This is a genomic window from Mesorhizobium sp. B2-4-15 (assembly GCF_006658505.1).
Taxonomy (GTDB): Bacteria; Pseudomonadota; Alphaproteobacteria; order Rhizobiales; family Rhizobiaceae; genus Mesorhizobium.
Genome location: NZ_VFUZ01000012.1, coordinates 54,866 through 69,614 on the forward strand (window position 1 = coordinate 54,866; position 14,749 = coordinate 69,614).

The 14,749-nt window shown below is 65.7% G+C and carries 15 protein-coding genes; 9 read left to right on the forward strand and 6 right to left on the reverse strand.

The features are described from left to right. Nucleotides 1-70: 70 nt before the first annotated feature. Nucleotides 71-964, reverse strand: a complete 894-nt coding sequence (locus FJ930_RS16000; protein WP_141838931.1) for a LysR family transcriptional regulator — start codon at nucleotides 962-964, stop codon at nucleotides 71-73. Between the two features lie 103 nt (nucleotides 965-1,067). Between FJ930_RS16000 and FJ930_RS16005 the strand changes: the two genes are divergently transcribed. Together FJ930_RS16005 and FJ930_RS16010 are read left to right on the forward strand one after the other, a co-directional pair. Continuing rightward, nucleotides 1,068-1,808 (forward strand): SDR family oxidoreductase, encoded by a 741-nt coding sequence (locus FJ930_RS16005; protein ID WP_141838933.1) that lies wholly within the window; start codon nucleotides 1,068-1,070, stop codon nucleotides 1,806-1,808. A gap of 61 nt (nucleotides 1,809-1,869) precedes the next feature. After that, nucleotides 1,870-2,082, forward strand: coding sequence for a 4-oxalocrotonate tautomerase family protein (locus FJ930_RS16010; protein ID WP_141838935.1), 213 nt, complete (start codon nucleotides 1,870-1,872; stop codon nucleotides 2,080-2,082). A 21-nt stretch (nucleotides 2,083-2,103) separates the two neighbouring features. Here the strand turns inward: FJ930_RS16010 and gcvA are convergent, their stop codons facing one another. Further along, nucleotides 2,104-3,012: a transcriptional regulator GcvA gene (gene gcvA, locus FJ930_RS16015; RefSeq protein WP_141838937.1), complete on the reverse strand. Its 909-nt coding sequence runs from the start codon at nucleotides 3,010-3,012 to the stop codon at nucleotides 2,104-2,106. 22 nt (nucleotides 3,013-3,034) lie between these two features. After that, nucleotides 3,035-3,169 (reverse strand): hypothetical protein, encoded by a 135-nt coding sequence (locus tag FJ930_RS30740; protein WP_281408910.1) that lies wholly within the window; start codon nucleotides 3,167-3,169, stop codon nucleotides 3,035-3,037. Between the two features lie 57 nt (nucleotides 3,170-3,226). On the opposite strand from FJ930_RS30740, the gene FJ930_RS16020 reads away from it, so the two are divergent. From FJ930_RS16020 to FJ930_RS16030, 3 genes are all read left to right on the forward strand, one after another. After that, nucleotides 3,227-3,409, forward strand: a complete 183-nt coding sequence (locus tag FJ930_RS16020) for a DUF1127 domain-containing protein (RefSeq protein WP_141838939.1) — start codon at nucleotides 3,227-3,229, stop codon at nucleotides 3,407-3,409. Continuing rightward, the gene (locus FJ930_RS16025) at nucleotides 3,406-4,302 is read left to right on the forward strand and encodes an NmrA family NAD(P)-binding protein (protein WP_141838941.1); all 897 of its coding nucleotides are present in this window, start codon (nucleotides 3,406-3,408) and stop codon (nucleotides 4,300-4,302) included. The genes FJ930_RS16020 and FJ930_RS16025 overlap by 4 nt, the downstream gene beginning before the upstream one ends. Before the next feature lie 292 nt (nucleotides 4,303-4,594). After that, on the forward strand, nucleotides 4,595-5,728 hold the full coding sequence (locus FJ930_RS16030; protein ID WP_141838943.1) for a KamA family radical SAM protein: 1,134 nt from the start codon (nucleotides 4,595-4,597) through the stop codon (nucleotides 5,726-5,728). 307 nt (nucleotides 5,729-6,035) lie between these two features. Here FJ930_RS16030 and FJ930_RS16035 read toward each other — a convergent pair whose 3' ends face one another. From FJ930_RS16035 to FJ930_RS16045, 3 genes are read right to left on the reverse strand one after another with little or no spacing between them, the layout of a single operon-like run. Then, a complete protein-coding gene (locus FJ930_RS16035) occupies nucleotides 6,036-6,683 on the reverse strand; it encodes a 4'-phosphopantetheinyl transferase superfamily protein (protein WP_141838945.1) in 648 nt (215 codons plus the stop codon). Next, nucleotides 6,680-7,156: a GNAT family N-acetyltransferase gene (locus tag FJ930_RS16040; RefSeq protein ID WP_141838947.1), complete on the reverse strand. Its 477-nt coding sequence runs from the start codon at nucleotides 7,154-7,156 to the stop codon at nucleotides 6,680-6,682. The genes FJ930_RS16035 and FJ930_RS16040 overlap by 4 nt, the downstream gene beginning before the upstream one ends. 52 nt (nucleotides 7,157-7,208) lie before the next feature. Beyond that, entirely contained in the window at nucleotides 7,209-11,327 is a 4,119-nt protein-coding gene (locus FJ930_RS16045; RefSeq protein WP_181763398.1) for a Pls/PosA family non-ribosomal peptide synthetase, read from the reverse strand. Nucleotides 11,328-11,708: 381 nt separating this feature from the next. Here FJ930_RS16045 and FJ930_RS16050 point away from each other — a divergent pair, with 381 nt between their 5' ends. From FJ930_RS16050 to FJ930_RS16065, 4 genes are all read left to right on the forward strand, one after another. Further along, a complete protein-coding gene (locus tag FJ930_RS16050) occupies nucleotides 11,709-12,185 on the forward strand; it encodes a hypothetical protein (RefSeq protein WP_141838949.1) in 477 nt (158 codons plus the stop codon). Further along, nucleotides 12,173-13,144, forward strand: coding sequence for an MBL fold metallo-hydrolase (locus tag FJ930_RS16055; RefSeq protein ID WP_141838951.1), 972 nt, complete (start codon nucleotides 12,173-12,175; stop codon nucleotides 13,142-13,144). The genes FJ930_RS16050 and FJ930_RS16055 overlap by 13 nt, the downstream gene beginning before the upstream one ends. Before the next feature lie 175 nt (nucleotides 13,145-13,319). Further along, entirely contained in the window at nucleotides 13,320-13,799 is a 480-nt protein-coding gene (locus tag FJ930_RS16060) for a tetratricopeptide repeat protein (RefSeq protein ID WP_141838952.1), read from the forward strand. A gap of 258 nt (nucleotides 13,800-14,057) precedes the next feature. Then, entirely contained in the window at nucleotides 14,058-14,579 is a 522-nt protein-coding gene (locus FJ930_RS16065; RefSeq protein WP_141838954.1) for a DoxX family protein, read from the forward strand. The last annotated feature ends 170 nt before the right edge of the window (nucleotides 14,580-14,749 follow it).

Consider the following 14,749-nt stretch of genomic DNA (forward strand, 5'->3'; position numbering starts at 1 on the left):
CAGGGGAGGCACGCCGCGCAGCGCCTGGCCGGCCCGAGCGCGGCGGGCAGGGGCCGGATTGCGGGGCCTCTTACAAGTTCGCCTCGGCGAAGATACGCGCCGCCCAGTCGAGGAACACGCGCAAGCGCGGCGAGAGCTGCCGGTTCTGCGGGTAGAGCGCCGACAGCGGCGTCGGCGAGGGCGGGTAACCGGCCAGCACCTCGACCAGCGTGCCGTCGGCAAGGTCCTTTTCGAAGCGATAGCGCGGCGCCTGGATAAGGCCGAGCCCAAGCCGCGCCAGGTCGGCGGCGGTGTCGGAATTGTTGGCGGCGACACGGCCGGGCAGCCGAACCTCGACGGTCCTGCCGCCGACGGTGAACTCGAAGGGCAGCACCTCGCCGGTGCGCGACGACACGAAGCCCACCGCCTGGTGGCCGTCGAGCGCGTCGGGGGAGGTGGGCGTGCCGTGACGTTCGAGATAGGCGGGGCTGGCGCAGGTCATTTCGCGGATGACGGCGAGGCGCCGCATGATCATGCCGCTGTCGGGCGGCTCGCCGACGCGGATGACGCAATCGACACCCTCGCGCACGAGGTCGACCAGCCGGTCGCTCTGGCCGATCTGCAGGTCGATCCTGACATAGCGGGCAAGGAATTCCGGCAGGCGCGGCAACAGGAATGTGCGGGTGAGCAGCGTGCTGGCATCGATGCGCAGCAGGCCGAACGGCTCGGCATTGCGGAAGGCGGCCTCGGCATCCTCGATCTCGGCCAGGATCGACAGGCAGCGCCGGTAATAGGCTTCGCCGTCCTGCGTGGCGTTCACCTGCCGCGTGGTGCGCTCCAGAAGCCGCGCGCCGAGATGCTCCTCGAGCCGCCGGACCGCCTCCGTCGCGGTTGAACGGGGCAGGCCGAGGTCGGCGGCGGCGGCGGTGAAGCTGCGCCGCTCCAGAACGCGAACGAAGAGCCGCATCGTATCCAGGCGATCCATGGGCTTTGTTCGCAGTTTCCGAATAGTGATGTCAATAGATAGCTGATTATCCGGAGCATGGCTCGGCCTATGTCCGTGTCACCAACAACACGGAGAGACTTTCATGACCAATCAGCAGACCAGAGCGGCGATCGTGACCGGCGCCTCGAGAGGCATCGGCGCGGCCGTTGCGCGGCGGCTCGCCCGCGACGGCGTGGCCGTCGTCGTAAACTATGCGCGAGGCCGCGCGGAGGCCGAAGCGCTTGTCGACGCGATCGAAGCGGATGGCGGCAAGGCGGTCGCGGTGCAGGCCGATATCGCCGATCCCGCCGGCATCGCCAGCCTTTTCGATGCCGGCGAGAAGGCGTTCGGCGGCGTCGATATCCTCGTCAACAATGCGGGCATCATGAAGACGTCGCCGATTGCGCAGACAGAGGACGCCTCGTTCGACGCGCAGGTCGCGATCAATCTCGGCGGCGTGTTCCGTGGCATGCGCGAAGGCGCGCGCCGGCTTCGCGAGGGCGGCCGTATCATCAATTTCTCCAGCAGCGCCGTCGGCTTCCTGCAGCCGGGTTACGGCGTCTACGCCGCCACCAAGGCGGCCGTCGAGGCGATGACGCGCATCTTGGCCAAGGAGCTTGGCGCGCGCGGCGTCACCGTCAACGCGGTGGCGCCCGGACCGGTCGAGACGGCGCTGTTCCTCGATGGCAAGAGCGAGGCGCAGATCGAGGCGATCACCAGGATGATCCCGCTCGGCCGGCTCGGCCAGCCCGACGACATTGCAGGCCTGGTTTCGTTCCTGGCCGGGCCGGAAAGCGGCTGGGTCAACGGACAAGTGGTCCGCGCCAATGGCGGCGCGATCTGAGTCGACGGGCGCCGGCGCTCCTTCACCACGAAATCCAGCCTCGAACATAAGGGAAACGATCATGCCATTCGCCAATATCAAAATGCCGCAAGCGGCTCTCTCCCGGGCGCAGAAGGAAGACCTCATCCATCGCACGACAGCCATGTTCGTCGATCTTTTCGGGGAGGGGGTGCGCCCTTACACGATGGTGCTGGTGGAGGAGGTCGCCGATGGGGGCTATGGCCGGGCGGACGAAGTGTTCATCGTGCCGGATGCCCATCGCGCCGGTGAATAGGCGCGTGCAGCCATTAGCCACTCAGCTGCTTGTCGCACCGGCCCAGTCTGCCGCGATCTCGGCGAATAGCCAGTCGCGGAACGCCCGGACCTTCTTCTGACGCAGCGCGCCGTCGGGATAGACGACGTAGTAGCGGGCGGCGGATTTAAGCGCGAGGTTGAACGGCCGCACCAATCGTCCCGCCGCAAGGTCGGCCGAGACGAGCGCGCTGCGGCCGAGCAGCACGCCTTCGCCATGCACGGCGGCCTCCACCGCGAAGGTGGCGGAATCGAAGCGCACGCCGCGTTTGGGGTCGATGTCCTCGACTCCGGCCTGTTGCAGCCACGTCGTCCAGTCGATGCGAAAGGCGTCATGGATCAGCTTGTGATGCCGCAGATCCCCAGGCTGGCGCAACGGATGTTCCCCTTGCAGGAGTTCGGGGCTGCAGACGGGGAAGACCTCCTCGTCGGCGAGGAATTCAGCCGTCACGCCGGCATAGCCGCCCCGGCCATAGCGGATGGCGATGTCGATGCCGTCGCTGACGAAATCGGCGAGCACACCGGAGGTGGAGAGCCGCACGTCGATGTCGGCGTTGGCGCGGTGGAACCGGTGCAGCCTCGGTACCAGCCAGCGGCCGGCGAAGCCGTCCGACGTGCTGACGTTGAGGATGCGCGTCGAACGGTCGGGCGTGGCGGCAATGGTGGCGGCGGCGATCTGGTCGAGCGCCTTGCCGGTTTCGGCCGCATAGGCTGCACCCACGGCGGTCAGGCGCACGGATCTCGTCCCGCGATCGAAGAGCTGGATGCCCAGCCTGTCTTCGATATTGCGGATGGCGCGGCTGACCGCGCCATGGGTGACATTGAGCTCATCCGCCGCCTTGGAGAAACTCAAATGCCTGGCGGCGGCGTCGAAGGCGGGCAGGGCAGTGAGGGGCGGCAGTCGGCGCGGCATGATCTCGACCTGTGAGCGTTGCTCACAAATCCTGCACAAAGAGTCGTTTGTCGTCCAGCCCGAAAACACCCAATATCCGGGTGTGCCGCGCATCCAGATCGACCTTCGGAACACCGGATGCGCTGAAATGACCAATCACAGCGTGAGCAATCGTCATGCTCGCCCGTCAGGGCGGCACCGGCGCGCTTGCGCCGAGCGAAACAGGAGACGGACAATGACCTTGACCCTTGGACCCATCGGCGCCGCGATGAGCGGCCTTGCCCTGCGAAGCGCGGCAATGTTCGAGCGCCGCCGCACGCTGCGCCAGATTTCCCGGCTTTCCGACCGCCGCCTGCATGACATCGGCCTGGAGCGCGACTGGGACGGTTCCATCCTTGGCAATGGGAGGGGGATATGACCAGCACCCTTATCATCGGCGCCACCGGGCTGCTCGGCAGCGAGATGGCGAAGGCCAGCGCGCGCAACGGCGATAGCCTCCATGTTCTTCTGCGGCCGGCAACCGCCCGCAATGAAGAGCGGATGCGCCCGCTGAAGGAGCTCGGCGCCACCGTCCATGTCGGCGATCTCGGCGATTATGACAGCCTCGTGCGCGCTGTCGGCAAGGCCGATCGCGTCATCAGTTCGGTGCATGTGAGCTCGGCCAGCGAGATGACGCTGGTGCGCGCCGTCAAGGATGTGGGCGTTTCACGCTACGTGCCTTCCGCCGGCTTCGGCCTCGACTTTGCCGCCGCAGCACCGGGCTCGATCGAACCGCTAGACATCAAGAGAGCCGTCTTCGACGCCGTCAGGCAGGCCGATCTGCCCTATACGGTGATCTACACCAACGGCTTCTTCTCGACCTGGGTGGCGACGCTGGGCGACCTGACGCGCTACGGTTCGACGCCCCTGCCGCCGGACGAGGTGACGCTCTATGGCGACGGCAATGTGCCGGCGACATTCGTCAGCGAAAAGGATATCGCCGCCGTCACCATGCGCGCGCTGGAGGATCCCGGTGCTGTCCGCCGCGAAATCCGCATCGCGCAGAACAAGATCACGCAAGGCGCGATGATCGATCTCTGGCGCCAGGTGAGCGGCCGCTCGCCGCGCATCATGCGGCAGAGCGCCGAAGAGCTGGAGAGGATAATCGCGCAAGTCCCCGGCCTTGCATTGCTGCGGGCGTTCTGGATCCGCGGCGAGACGGCGCTGGAGACGGCCAATCCTGAAGCGGGCGCGCTTTATCCCGAGCTGATGTTCGAGACGATTGAAAGCGCCTTCGGGGCGTTGGTGGCGACGAGCGGAACAGGTGGCTAGGCTAGGCGCGGCGCCGCATGCCTTGAGTTCCTCGCCCCAGCCGAAAGCGGGGGAGAGGTGGCCGCGAAGCGGCCGGAGAGGGCCTTCGTAAAGCTCCGGCTTTGCAAATGGAACCTCTAGACATATGCGCGAGGCCGGCGCTGCCCCCCGCTCCGTCTCGGCTTCGCCGAGCCACCTCTCCCCCATTTCATGGGGGCGAGGAACCCAAGCTTTCTGGCCGTTTCGGCCAGCAAGAGCCTTCAGCCCTTGCCTCCAATGCTGTATTCAGCGGCCGGAGTGCAAGGAGCTTTGGATGACCGCAACCCTTACCGCCCCCGCCGACATCGCCTGGCAGGATGATATCCGCCAGGGCGTGCGCCATGTGCGCGACCTGGCCTCGCTGCCGCTGTCGCCCGCCGAGCGCGCCGCCGCGCAGGAGGCCGCCAGCCACCACAAGGTGCGCGCGCCGAAAGCCTATCTCGACCTGATCGACTGGAACGATCCCGCCGATCCGATCCGGGCACAGGTGATCCCGTCGCCCGGGGAGTTGGAAGAGGCGGAGGGCGAGCTTGGCGATCCGATCGCCGATCACGAATTCAGCCCGGTGCCCAGGCTGACGCATCGCCATGCCGACCGGGTATTGGTGTTCCCGACCTATCAATGCGCGGTCTATTGCCGGTTCTGTTTCCGCAAGGAATCGCTGACCTCGATCGGCCGGGGCTATACGCGCGAGGCGCTGGAGCCGGCGTTGGCCTATATCGCAGCTCATCCCGAGATCCGGGAGGTGATCCTGACCGGCGGCGACCCGCTGTCGCTGCCGGACAAGGCGCTGGCCGAGATCCGCGCCCGCATCGAAGCCATTGCCCATGTGCGGCTTCTGCGCGTCCACACGCGCGTGCCGGTGGCGCTGCCTTCGCGCATCACATCGGGGCTGGTCGAGGCGCTGCAGGGCCGGCTGATGGTTACAATCGTCACCCACTTCAACCACGCGCGCGAGATCACGGACGCTGCCGAGGCAGCCTGCCGGACGATGCGGCAGGCGGGCTTCGTGCTGCTCAACCAGAGCGTCCTGCTGAAAGGCGTCAACGACAATGTCGAGGTGCTGGAGGAGCTGTGCCGCGAGCTGATGTACCGGCTCGGCGTCAAGCCCTATTACCTCCACCATGGCGACCTCGCGCGCGGCATGGCGCACAGACGCACCACGATCGCGGAAGGGCAGGCGCTGGTGGAAGCGCTGAGGGGGCGGCTGTCGGGTATCTGCAACCCGGTCTATGTGCTCGACCTGCCCGAAGGCGGCGGCAAGGTGCCGCTCGGGCCGTGTCATCTCGAAGGACGGGTCGGGGACAGCTGGCGGATACGCGGGCTGGATGGCGCGATGAGAGATTATCGGGAGATCGTCGGCGGGCGGGAGGACCAGTCTCCGAAGAAACCTGCTGCCGGCTCGTAAGGACGGAAGGCCTTGAAGCCAGCATCGCGGCCAGCTCTTCACGCCCCGTTTACGGCACGGCTATCGCATATGGATTCTTACGCAGAAGGACCCCCACCCCTAACTTGCCGGGGCGAGCCACGGGTCTCGCCCCGGCAAGTTAGGGGTGGGGCCCCTCATAGGGCGAAAGCCTTGGCCCCATATGCGATAGCCCTGCCGTTTACGGGGAGAGATGTCCGGCAGGACAGCGAGGGGCAGCGCCAACGCAAATATTCTGGCTTCGGCCAGAAGCTCGTGAGGCACAGGGCAGGGATAATCGCGTCCGACCCTAAAGGTCATCCCCGTCGACAAACGCCAAAACCACCACGCGCGGGGCGACGCAGTAGGCGAGGCTGACCTTGCGGCCCGTCCTCGTCGTGGCGCGGCCCGCGCCGAGGTCCACGGCGATATCCTCATAGCCGAGGACCTGGCGGTCGAGCGGATAGGCCGCCTTGTAGACCGCCTCCTTGGCGCAGAACAGGATGCGGCCGGCAAGCCGCCGGTCGGCCGTGCCGATCCGGTCCGCGCTGGTCGAGACGATCGCGAAAATGTCATCGGGCAGGGGCAGCGCGGGTTCGACATCGATGCCGAGGGAGGCGATACGTCCGACGGGCGCGACCGCGGCCACGGCCATCTCGTCGTCATGGGCGAGCGAACCCGTTATGCCGTGCGGCCAGACCGGAGCGCCCGACGGCGCGCGCAAGATGGCGACGTCGCTCATTCCGATGTCGGCCAGCAGCCCGTGCGCGATCCAGCGCGCCGCGCCGCTGGCGCGCCGCATGGCCGGCTGGCGCGCCGGGATGGAACGCGTCTCCTCGGGGGTGAGATGGGTTTCGTCAGCCTCGCGTATCAACCGGCACCCGGTCCGGACACCTCCGGGCGCGATTGCCGCGATGGCCTTGATCAGCGCGCCTTCGGGGGAGGGCGGCCGCGTCAACGACCGTCCGCCGGCAGGACGAGGTCGGCGATCATTTCGCCATCCTCGTCGAGACCTTCCTCTAGGAAGCCGGCGGCGCGATAGAGACGGCGCGCCGCTTCGTTCTCCGGTTCGTAGCAGATCGAAACGTGCCCGACATGGCCGAGCCCCCCGATTTCGTCCAGCACAAGGCGCAACGCGGCCTTGCCATAACCTCTGCCCTGCCAGGCTCGGTCGATCATGAAGCGGTAGATGCGTGCCTCGTCGTCATCCTCGGGCGCCTCGTACATCAGGAAGCCGACGACATGGTCGCCGGCCATCACGACGCGGGGCCTTGCATCCCGGTCGGATCTGGCCTCGTCCAGCGACTCCGCGTTGGTCGCGACAAAATCCACCTGGTCCGGGGCGAGTTCCAGCGACGCGACCAGGGCCCGGTTGGCCTTGGTCACTGGAGCGAGACGGATATCCACGGTCCTGGCCGGACGATCCGTCAAGGCCCGGCCCTCGGCAGATCGAGATCAGCTCGCCGGATGGCCACGCCGAGCCTCAAACGGAGACCTTGGCGCCACTGTCCGTGACCGGTTCCACGAACCGGTGCAGCTTGGCCGGGTTGCCGCGCCAGATGGAATAGGGCTCCAGCTCCTCGCCCTTCATCACGAAAGCGTCGACATCGGCCACCGAGCCTTCGCCCATCACGACGCCGTAATGGACAAAGGCGGAGGGTCCGAGCGTGCAGCCCTTGCCGATGCGGATATAGTCGGACTTGAACGCACCTTCTTCCAGCGAGTGGGCCTGGATGACGCAGCCCTCGTTGAGGGTGACGTCGTCGCCGATCTCCACCAGGGAGCGTTCGGTCAGGTTGGCGCCGCCGTCATAGACGCGCTTGCCTACCTTGACACCCAGCAGGCGCAGGATCATCGGCCGGAAAGGCGTGCCGCTGAACAGGCGCACGATCGGCGAATCCGCGAGCTTCCAGTGGCGTTCATGGCGCCAGAACGTGACATCGTAGATCGTCGTCATCCGCGGCTTCAGCCTGCCGAAGCCGAGACTGGCTCGCTCGATCAGGATGTAGAACGGAATGGTGATCGCGGATGTCAAGAGCACGGCGACGAAGAGCGCGACCTCGGCCCATTCGGTATAGTAGTTCAGCGCGCGGTCCCAGATAGCCAGCGTGGCGAACAGCATGACCCATTGGACCGCCATGAACAGGGCCACCGTCACCAGATTGTGCAGGTTCTTGTGCGGGATGCGCTGACGCCGGTCTTCCTCGTCGATGCCGGCGATAAGCTCCTTGTCGCGGTTCACCATGCGGGGGATTTCGAAGGGAGGCGAGCCCAGGAGCCCGACATTCTCGCGCAACGGCCCGTCGACGGGGATCATCACCTTGGTGCCGAGCAGACAGTTGTCGCCCGTGCGTCCATCCGGCGGATAGTAGATGTTGTTGCCGAGATAGTTGCGTTCGCCGATCTTCGTCGGCTCCAGCCTGAAGGCGGTGGCGGATTTGTGCATGTTGATCATGAACAGCCCGTCCGACACCATGGTCTGGGTGCCGATCTCGCACAGAAGCGGGTTTTCGTGCTGCTGGTTGGAGCCGAAGTTGGAGCCGGTCTGCACCACCTTGTTCAGGTTCCAGCCGATGGCGCGCATGTAGTGCACGATTGCCGAGCTGTCGCCGAACAAGAGCCCGAGCACGCGGGAGTTGCTGGTGAATTCGGCGACGGTCTGCAGCCAGTAGCGGAAACCGTAGAGCGTGTAGGTGCGGCCTGGCTTCAGGATCAGGTTCGTCAGGCGCGGTATCAGCGTCGCGGCGAGGAAGGCCGCGGCGATGTAGCCGAACAGCGTGACCGTGGTGCCGATCGCGACCACGCCGATCGTCTCCTGATAGTCGTCGCCGACATTTTCCCAATAGCTGTGGAACAGCAGCGGCAGGGGGGTGACGATGGCAAACAGGCCCACCAGATGCGCCGCCTCGAAGAGGAAGCGGCGGATGTTGGACGGGTTGACATTGCGCATCTTGCAATAGTCCGCCGTGGTCGGAACGGCCGGCGAACCATGCCAGTGCTCGCCGTCGGGAATGCTTTGCCCGCGCTGCAGCGATGAGGAGTGGCCGAGCTGGCCGCCGTCGCCGATCGAGGTGTCGATGTCGATCGTGCAGCCGACGCCGACGAAGGCATCGTGGCCGATGGTCAGCGGCCCGGTGTGGATATAGCCGGACTGGGCGCGATAGCCGAGGATCATCGATTCCTTGCGCAGGATGGTCCGGGCGCCGATCGAGATCAGATCGGTGCAGACCGGCACGGAGCGGGATTCGATGACCGCGTTCTTGCCGATCCTGGTTCCCAGCAGCTGCAGATAGAGGCTGTAGAGCGGGCTGCCGCGGAACAGGACGACGGGCGCCGAGCGGATCAATGTCTTGACCACCCAGAAGCGATAGTAGCGCAGGCCCCAGATCGGGAACGCCTCGGCCTTCCAGCGGCCGACCAGCACCCATTTGGCGACAATGGCAAAGCCCGACATGCCGAAGAACACACCGGCCGAAAGCGCCACGCAGCGCAGATAGAGCTGGACCGGGTCGTCGAGCGCGTCATAGACCCAGTTGAGCCCGTGATTGACCGCCCAGAGCGCTAAATAGCTGTAGACCCCGTAGAACAGCAGCTGCGCCATTCCACAGGTCCAGTAGGCGAAATTCGATGCCTGGCGGATGAGGACGGGCTCGTTGGTGGCCGTCGTCATCTCTTCCGGCACGCTCAGGTGCTTGGCCAGGCGCGCCACCGTCGGGTAGAGATAGATGTCGCGCATGGAGGTCGTGGCCCATTCCTTCCTGGTGCGCACGCGCGCGCAGAAATGAGCCATGAGCAGCGAGTTGGCGCCGAGATCGTCGAAGAAATTGTCCTCGACGGACACGTCGTCGAATTTCAGCACGGCGCACAGCGCCTCGGCCAGGAAACGCTCGTCGTCATTGCCGGGCGGCACCATCGCGCGGCCGGCCGAAAGGCGCACGCTTGTCGGCTTCGGCAACTGGCGCAGGTCCACCTTGTTCGACACCGTCATCGGGATCGCCGGAAGTTCCTCCAGATAGGAGGGAACCATGTAGTCCGGCAGGCGCCGCTTCATCGTCTGCGCGATGTCGGCGCGCGACAGCGGCGGCAGGCCGGCCTTGGGCGCGTAATAGGCAACGAGCTCGACGCGGCCGGGCTCGATCTCCCAGGTGGTGACGGCGGCCTGCGCGATCTCCGGCTGGTCCAGCAGCACCGCCTCGATCTCACCCAGTTCAATGCGATAGCCCCGGATCTTCACTTGGGTGTCGATGCGCCCGTTATACTCGATCTCGCCATGGTCGTTGATCCGGCCAAGGTCGCCGGTGCGGTAGATGCGTTTCGACGGGTTGTTCGGCAGGCCGACGAAATCGGCGATGAACTTCTGTTCCGTCAGGTCCTGCCTGTTCAGATAGCCGACCGCGAGCCCGATGCCCGCAATGCCGATCTCGCCCAGTTCGCCAGGCTCGGCAAGTTGCGGCAGGGACGGGTCGAGGATGACGATCGAATAGGTGGGCAGCGGCGCGCCGATCGTTACCGGACTGTCCGGCGTCAGCTCGCTCATCGTCGCCGTGACGGTCGCCTCGGTCGGTCCATAAGTGTTGAGGATCTGCCGGCCCGGCTTCGACCAGCGCACCACCAGATTGTGGGGGCAGGCCTCGCCGCCGACCAGCAGCGTGCGCAGGCTCGGCACGTCGCTGGTCATGGACGACAGCAGCGTCGGGCTGCAGGCCATGCAGGTGATGTCATGATGGCGCAGGAAATCCGCCAGTTCCTCGCCTACCAGCGGCAGCTGGCCCGGCGCCGGCACGACGGTCGCGCCGGCGGCGAACGGCACCCAGATCTCCTCGGCCGAAAAGTCGAAGGCGATGGTCATGCCCTGGTAGACGCGGTCGCCCGGCCGGTATCCATAGGAGGCGGCGGCCACCCGGATGAAGTTGACGAAGCTCTGGTGTGTGATGACCACGCCCTTGGGCCTGCCGGTGGTGCCCGACGTGTAGAGGATGTAGCAGGTGTCGTCGGATGATGCCGCCGCATGCGGCGGCAGCGGTGCGTCGGACCGTGCGGCAATCTCGGCGGCGGCGCTGTCGATCAGCACATAGGGGACGGGCAGAAGTTCGGCCCGGGACGCGTAGGCGGCGATCGTGACGATCAGCCCCACGCTGGCGTCCTCGATGATGAGCGACATGCGCTCTTCGGGAAAGGCGGTGGCCAGCGGCACGAAGGCCGCGCCCGCCTTCATCACGCCGAGCAGGGCGATATAGGTTTCCGCCGACCGGTCGAGGATAAGCCCAACCCGGTGACCAGGCCGCACGCCGCGTTCGATCAGCAGGCGCGCGAACTGGTTGGCGCGCTTGTCCATTTCCTCATATGTCCAGACGCGTCCTCCGGAGATCACCGCCGGCAAGGCAGCGAAAGTCGCGGCGAGCTGCTCGAAGACCGCATCGAGCCGCTCACCGGGCAGACCCTGCCGGGCGAAATCAGCGCCCGTCAAAATCTGGGCGCGTATATCCGTGCCGGAACCGGAGGCAATCCTTACAAGCGCATCGACGCTGTCCAGGCGAGCCCCTTCGGGGTCTCTTCCCGATTGCTCCCTGTCCAGTTCGGCGATATCGACACCGTGATCCATTTCCAAAACTTTCTCGTCCTGACCGAACAGGCACATCTCGCTCATGCCGCCGCGCCGGCAGGCACTCGGCTGTGCCGCCGCTGCAATTTGACCGTTGTTGATGGAGGTGGAATGACTGGCGCCTTCATAGCAAAAGCGCCCGGAATTCCGACCGGCGATCGATGACCGCCGAGTCGCACCCCTCTTTGGCCGGCCCGATATCACATATTCGGCGCTCTGTCTTCACATGTTCGGGAGCATGGGCACGGAGCGTATCGCCTCGGCGCTGCCGGCGACGCGCGACATGCCGAGCAGCACCCCATCCTTCCGTTCGAACCTCGTTGCATTGCCCGTATCCGAGCGCCTTTGCGGCGGCCGATTTCCGGTCGCTGAGGGATGGTTATGCCATCCGATCTTTTCGCCAGTTTTTCCGAACTGTTGAATATTGTTTCTGGATTGTGTCTGGGCGCCCTCCCTGCATGGCCGCTGCCGCCAGATTCCAGCCTTCCAAAAAATCTCGCCGCACCCGGGAATAAAGCGGAGCCTTACCGGGTCTTCCCTACAGCGGGGCCGGTTCAGCGGCCCGCGCCGAGGAAACGGAACAAGGAACTTACCGAAATGACCAAGCTCGCTCTCAGCGTGGCTGCGATGCTGCTTGCCTCGAGTTCCGCCTTTGCCGGCAGCGTCCATCTTCCGGGGCGCCGCGCCAACCCGGCTGCCGCCACCATCGACGACACCTATATCGCCTCGATCCGAAAGCCCGACGGTTCCGGCCCCGGTCCGCAATCAGCGACGGAGGGCCAGGGGCCTGGCCCTCCGTCATTTCCATCCGTGCCTTTAGCCACCACGCAACAGAGGAGATCGCAATGTTCAGCATGACACGCCGCACAGTGCTTCAGTCCGCCGCCGCCGCTGCCGCCTTCGGCCTTGCCGGCAAGCTTGAATTCACCCGCCCCGCTTTCGCCGAAACGCCGGTGGAGCCGGCCGTCGGCTTCTACAGATACACGGTCGGCGACATCGAGGTCACCGCCGTCTATGACGGCATCTGGCGCAAGCCGCACGACCCGGCCTTCATAAGGGATGTCTCGGTCGACGACACCAAGGCGGCGCTTGCCAAGGCGGGGCTGACCACCGACTTCATGCCCATTCCGCTCACCGTCGTCGTGCTCAAGATGGGCGGCCGGCTGATCATGATGGATGCCGGCTCGGGCGTCGGGCAATGGCAGACCAACGCCACGCATCTGCCGGCCAACATGGCCGCCGCAGGCATCGACTACAAGGCGATCGACACCATCATGATCTCGCATTTCCACCCCGACCATGTCTGGGGCCTGATGGAGAAGGGCACCAACGCGCCGGTGTTCCCCAACGCCGAGCTGATCGTCAACGCCACCGAATACAACTGGTGGACCGACCCCAGCCGGCTGGCGAAGCTGCCCGAGGGCCGCAAGCCGGCGGGCAAGCGCATCGCCGAGAACTTCCCGAAATGGAAGAACTGGAAGTTGGTCGAGGATGGCGCCGAGGTCGCGCCCGGCATCCAGATCATCGCGGCACCCGGCCATACGCCAGGCCACTCGGTGTACCTCGCCAGTTCCGGCAAGGAGCAGTGCATGGTCTCGGCCGACACCATGTATGTGCCGGCGCTTCTCGCGCCGCATCCGGAGTGGCAGGGCAGCTACGACCAGGATGGGCCGACCGCCATCACCACGCGTCACAAGATCATCGACCGGGTGATTGCGGACAACATCCGCGTCTGCGGTTCGCACTTCCCGTTCCCGGGCACCGGCGTCTTCGTCAAGGACGGCGGTGCCTATGGCTTCACCCCGGTTCAAATTTGAGACCGTTTTGAAACCCTACTCTGGCGGCCATCCGAAGGCGTTTTCCGCGCTTCCGTTGCTCCCGGACCCAAACGTCCGCCGCGCTACGGTTCTCGAAACCACCAGCATATGACTCGCCAGGGCGAATTTCGAAACGGTCTCGCGATGCTGGCACTCAATCAAAGCGAGAAAGACAATGAAACAGTCTCTTTTGGGCAGAAACTCCCTGTTCGGCCTGCTCGGCGCGATTGCCGTGCTGACCGTCGTTCCCGTCGCCACGATCATGCCGGCCTATGCGGTGGATGACATAGAAGGCGCCGATGCGCCGGACCTCACCGCCGTCAAGGCCAAGATCGACGCCAAGGACTACAAGGGCGCGCTGGCCGACCTGCGCGATCTCGCGCAGGACAACCAGCAGGCCGATGTCTACAATCTGCTCGGCTTCACGCTTCGCAAGACCGGCGACACCAGGACGGCGCTGACCTACTACAGCAAGGCGCTGGAGCTGAAGCCCGACCACAAGGCCGCCCGCGAATATCTGGGCGAGCTCTATGTCGAGACCGGCGACATGGACAAGGCCAAGGAGCAACTGGCATTGCTGCAGAAGCTGTGCCCCGCCGGCTGCGACGAGCTTTCCGACCTGCAGAAGGCCATCGACACCAAGGTGACGAAATAGCAGCGGCTTTTTCTCCCCCCCCGCGGGAACCCTTGTGGGGTGGGGGTACTCGTAGGGCGAAAGCCTTGGCCCATATGCGATTGCCCTGCCCAAGGACGTAGGGAGAAGGTGGCCGCGAAGCGGCCGGATGAGGAGGCCTTGGCGCCGACGCCAGTCCCTACAAAAAAGTTTGGGCGCTCGTGGCTGGCGCCCATTGCCGGAGCCGGCATCCTCTCCCTCGCGCCGGCTCCGGCCCTTTAGCAAAAATGGAGGTTGACCATGATACCAACCGAAATCGCCGCGAGGCTGCACGGCCTCGTCACCAAGCTGTACCTGCGGGACGCGGCCCTGCTCGCCGGCCGGCTGCTGCTTTCCCTCATCTTCCTGCATGAGGGCGCCACGCTGGCCATCCATTTCGACGCCGCCGCCAAGGCGATGGCAGCGCTTGGCGTCGGCCTGCCGCTGCTCGTCGCCACCATCGCGCTGCAACTGGGGGCAGGGCTGTCCGTCGCATCAGGCCTGCTGACGCGGCTGGGCGCCATCGGGCTCGGCCTGTTCTGCTTGGCCACGGCCACGCTGTTCCACACCAACTTCGCCAGCCAGAACGAGTTGCTGCATTTCGAAAAGGACCTGGCGATATCAGGCGGCATGTTCGTGCTGGCCGCCGCCGGCGCCGGCAGGATCTCGCTGGACTGGCTGCTGGCCGGTTACCTCAGGCAGCGCCAGCGCGACAGGGACCTGGTGGCGGCATTGCTGGCGGTGGAGAACCACATGTCGGTGGAGGTCAGGCTGCCCGTTTGAGACGGGCCGGGCCTCGCTGCTGGCGCCCCGACTCCTCGAGAGGCAGGATAGTTGCTTCGGACTGCCAGTTGCCGAACTCACCGCCTGCTGGCGTCCCGGCAGGGCGATGAGGGGCAGTGCCAGCGCTTCGAACAGCCCGACGGCTTGCAGCACGCACTTTGCTGGAACCA

Bases quoted from the DNA above. Each gene is read 5' to 3' on its own strand.
- FJ930_RS16000 (WP_141838931.1), bottom strand. From the start codon at position 964: ATGGATCGCCTGGATACGATGCGGCTCTTCGTTCGCGTTCTGGAGCGG.
- FJ930_RS16005 (WP_141838933.1), top strand. From the start codon at position 1,068: ATGACCAATCAGCAGACCAGAGCGGCGATCGTGACCGGCGCCTCGAGA.
- FJ930_RS16010 (WP_141838935.1), top strand. From the start codon at position 1,870: ATGCCATTCGCCAATATCAAAATGCCGCAAGCGGCTCTCTCCCGGGCG.
- gcvA (WP_141838937.1), bottom strand. From the start codon at position 3,012: ATGCCGCGCCGACTGCCGCCCCTCACTGCCCTGCCCGCCTTCGACGCC.
- FJ930_RS30740 (WP_281408910.1), bottom strand. From the start codon at position 3,169: ATGACGATTGCTCACGCTGTGATTGGTCATTTCAGCGCATCCGGTGTT.
- FJ930_RS16020 (WP_141838939.1), top strand. From the start codon at position 3,227: ATGACCTTGACCCTTGGACCCATCGGCGCCGCGATGAGCGGCCTTGCC.
- FJ930_RS16025 (WP_141838941.1), top strand. From the start codon at position 3,406: ATGACCAGCACCCTTATCATCGGCGCCACCGGGCTGCTCGGCAGCGAG.
- FJ930_RS16030 (WP_141838943.1), top strand. From the start codon at position 4,595: ATGACCGCAACCCTTACCGCCCCCGCCGACATCGCCTGGCAGGATGAT.
- FJ930_RS16045 (WP_181763398.1), bottom strand. From the start codon at position 11,327: ATGGATCACGGTGTCGATATCGCCGAACTGGACAGGGAGCAATCGGGA.
- FJ930_RS16050 (WP_141838949.1), top strand. From the start codon at position 11,709: ATGCCATCCGATCTTTTCGCCAGTTTTTCCGAACTGTTGAATATTGTT.
- FJ930_RS16055 (WP_141838951.1), top strand. From the start codon at position 12,173: ATGTTCAGCATGACACGCCGCACAGTGCTTCAGTCCGCCGCCGCCGCT.
- FJ930_RS16060 (WP_141838952.1), top strand. From the start codon at position 13,320: ATGAAACAGTCTCTTTTGGGCAGAAACTCCCTGTTCGGCCTGCTCGGC.
- FJ930_RS16065 (WP_141838954.1), top strand. From the start codon at position 14,058: ATGATACCAACCGAAATCGCCGCGAGGCTGCACGGCCTCGTCACCAAG.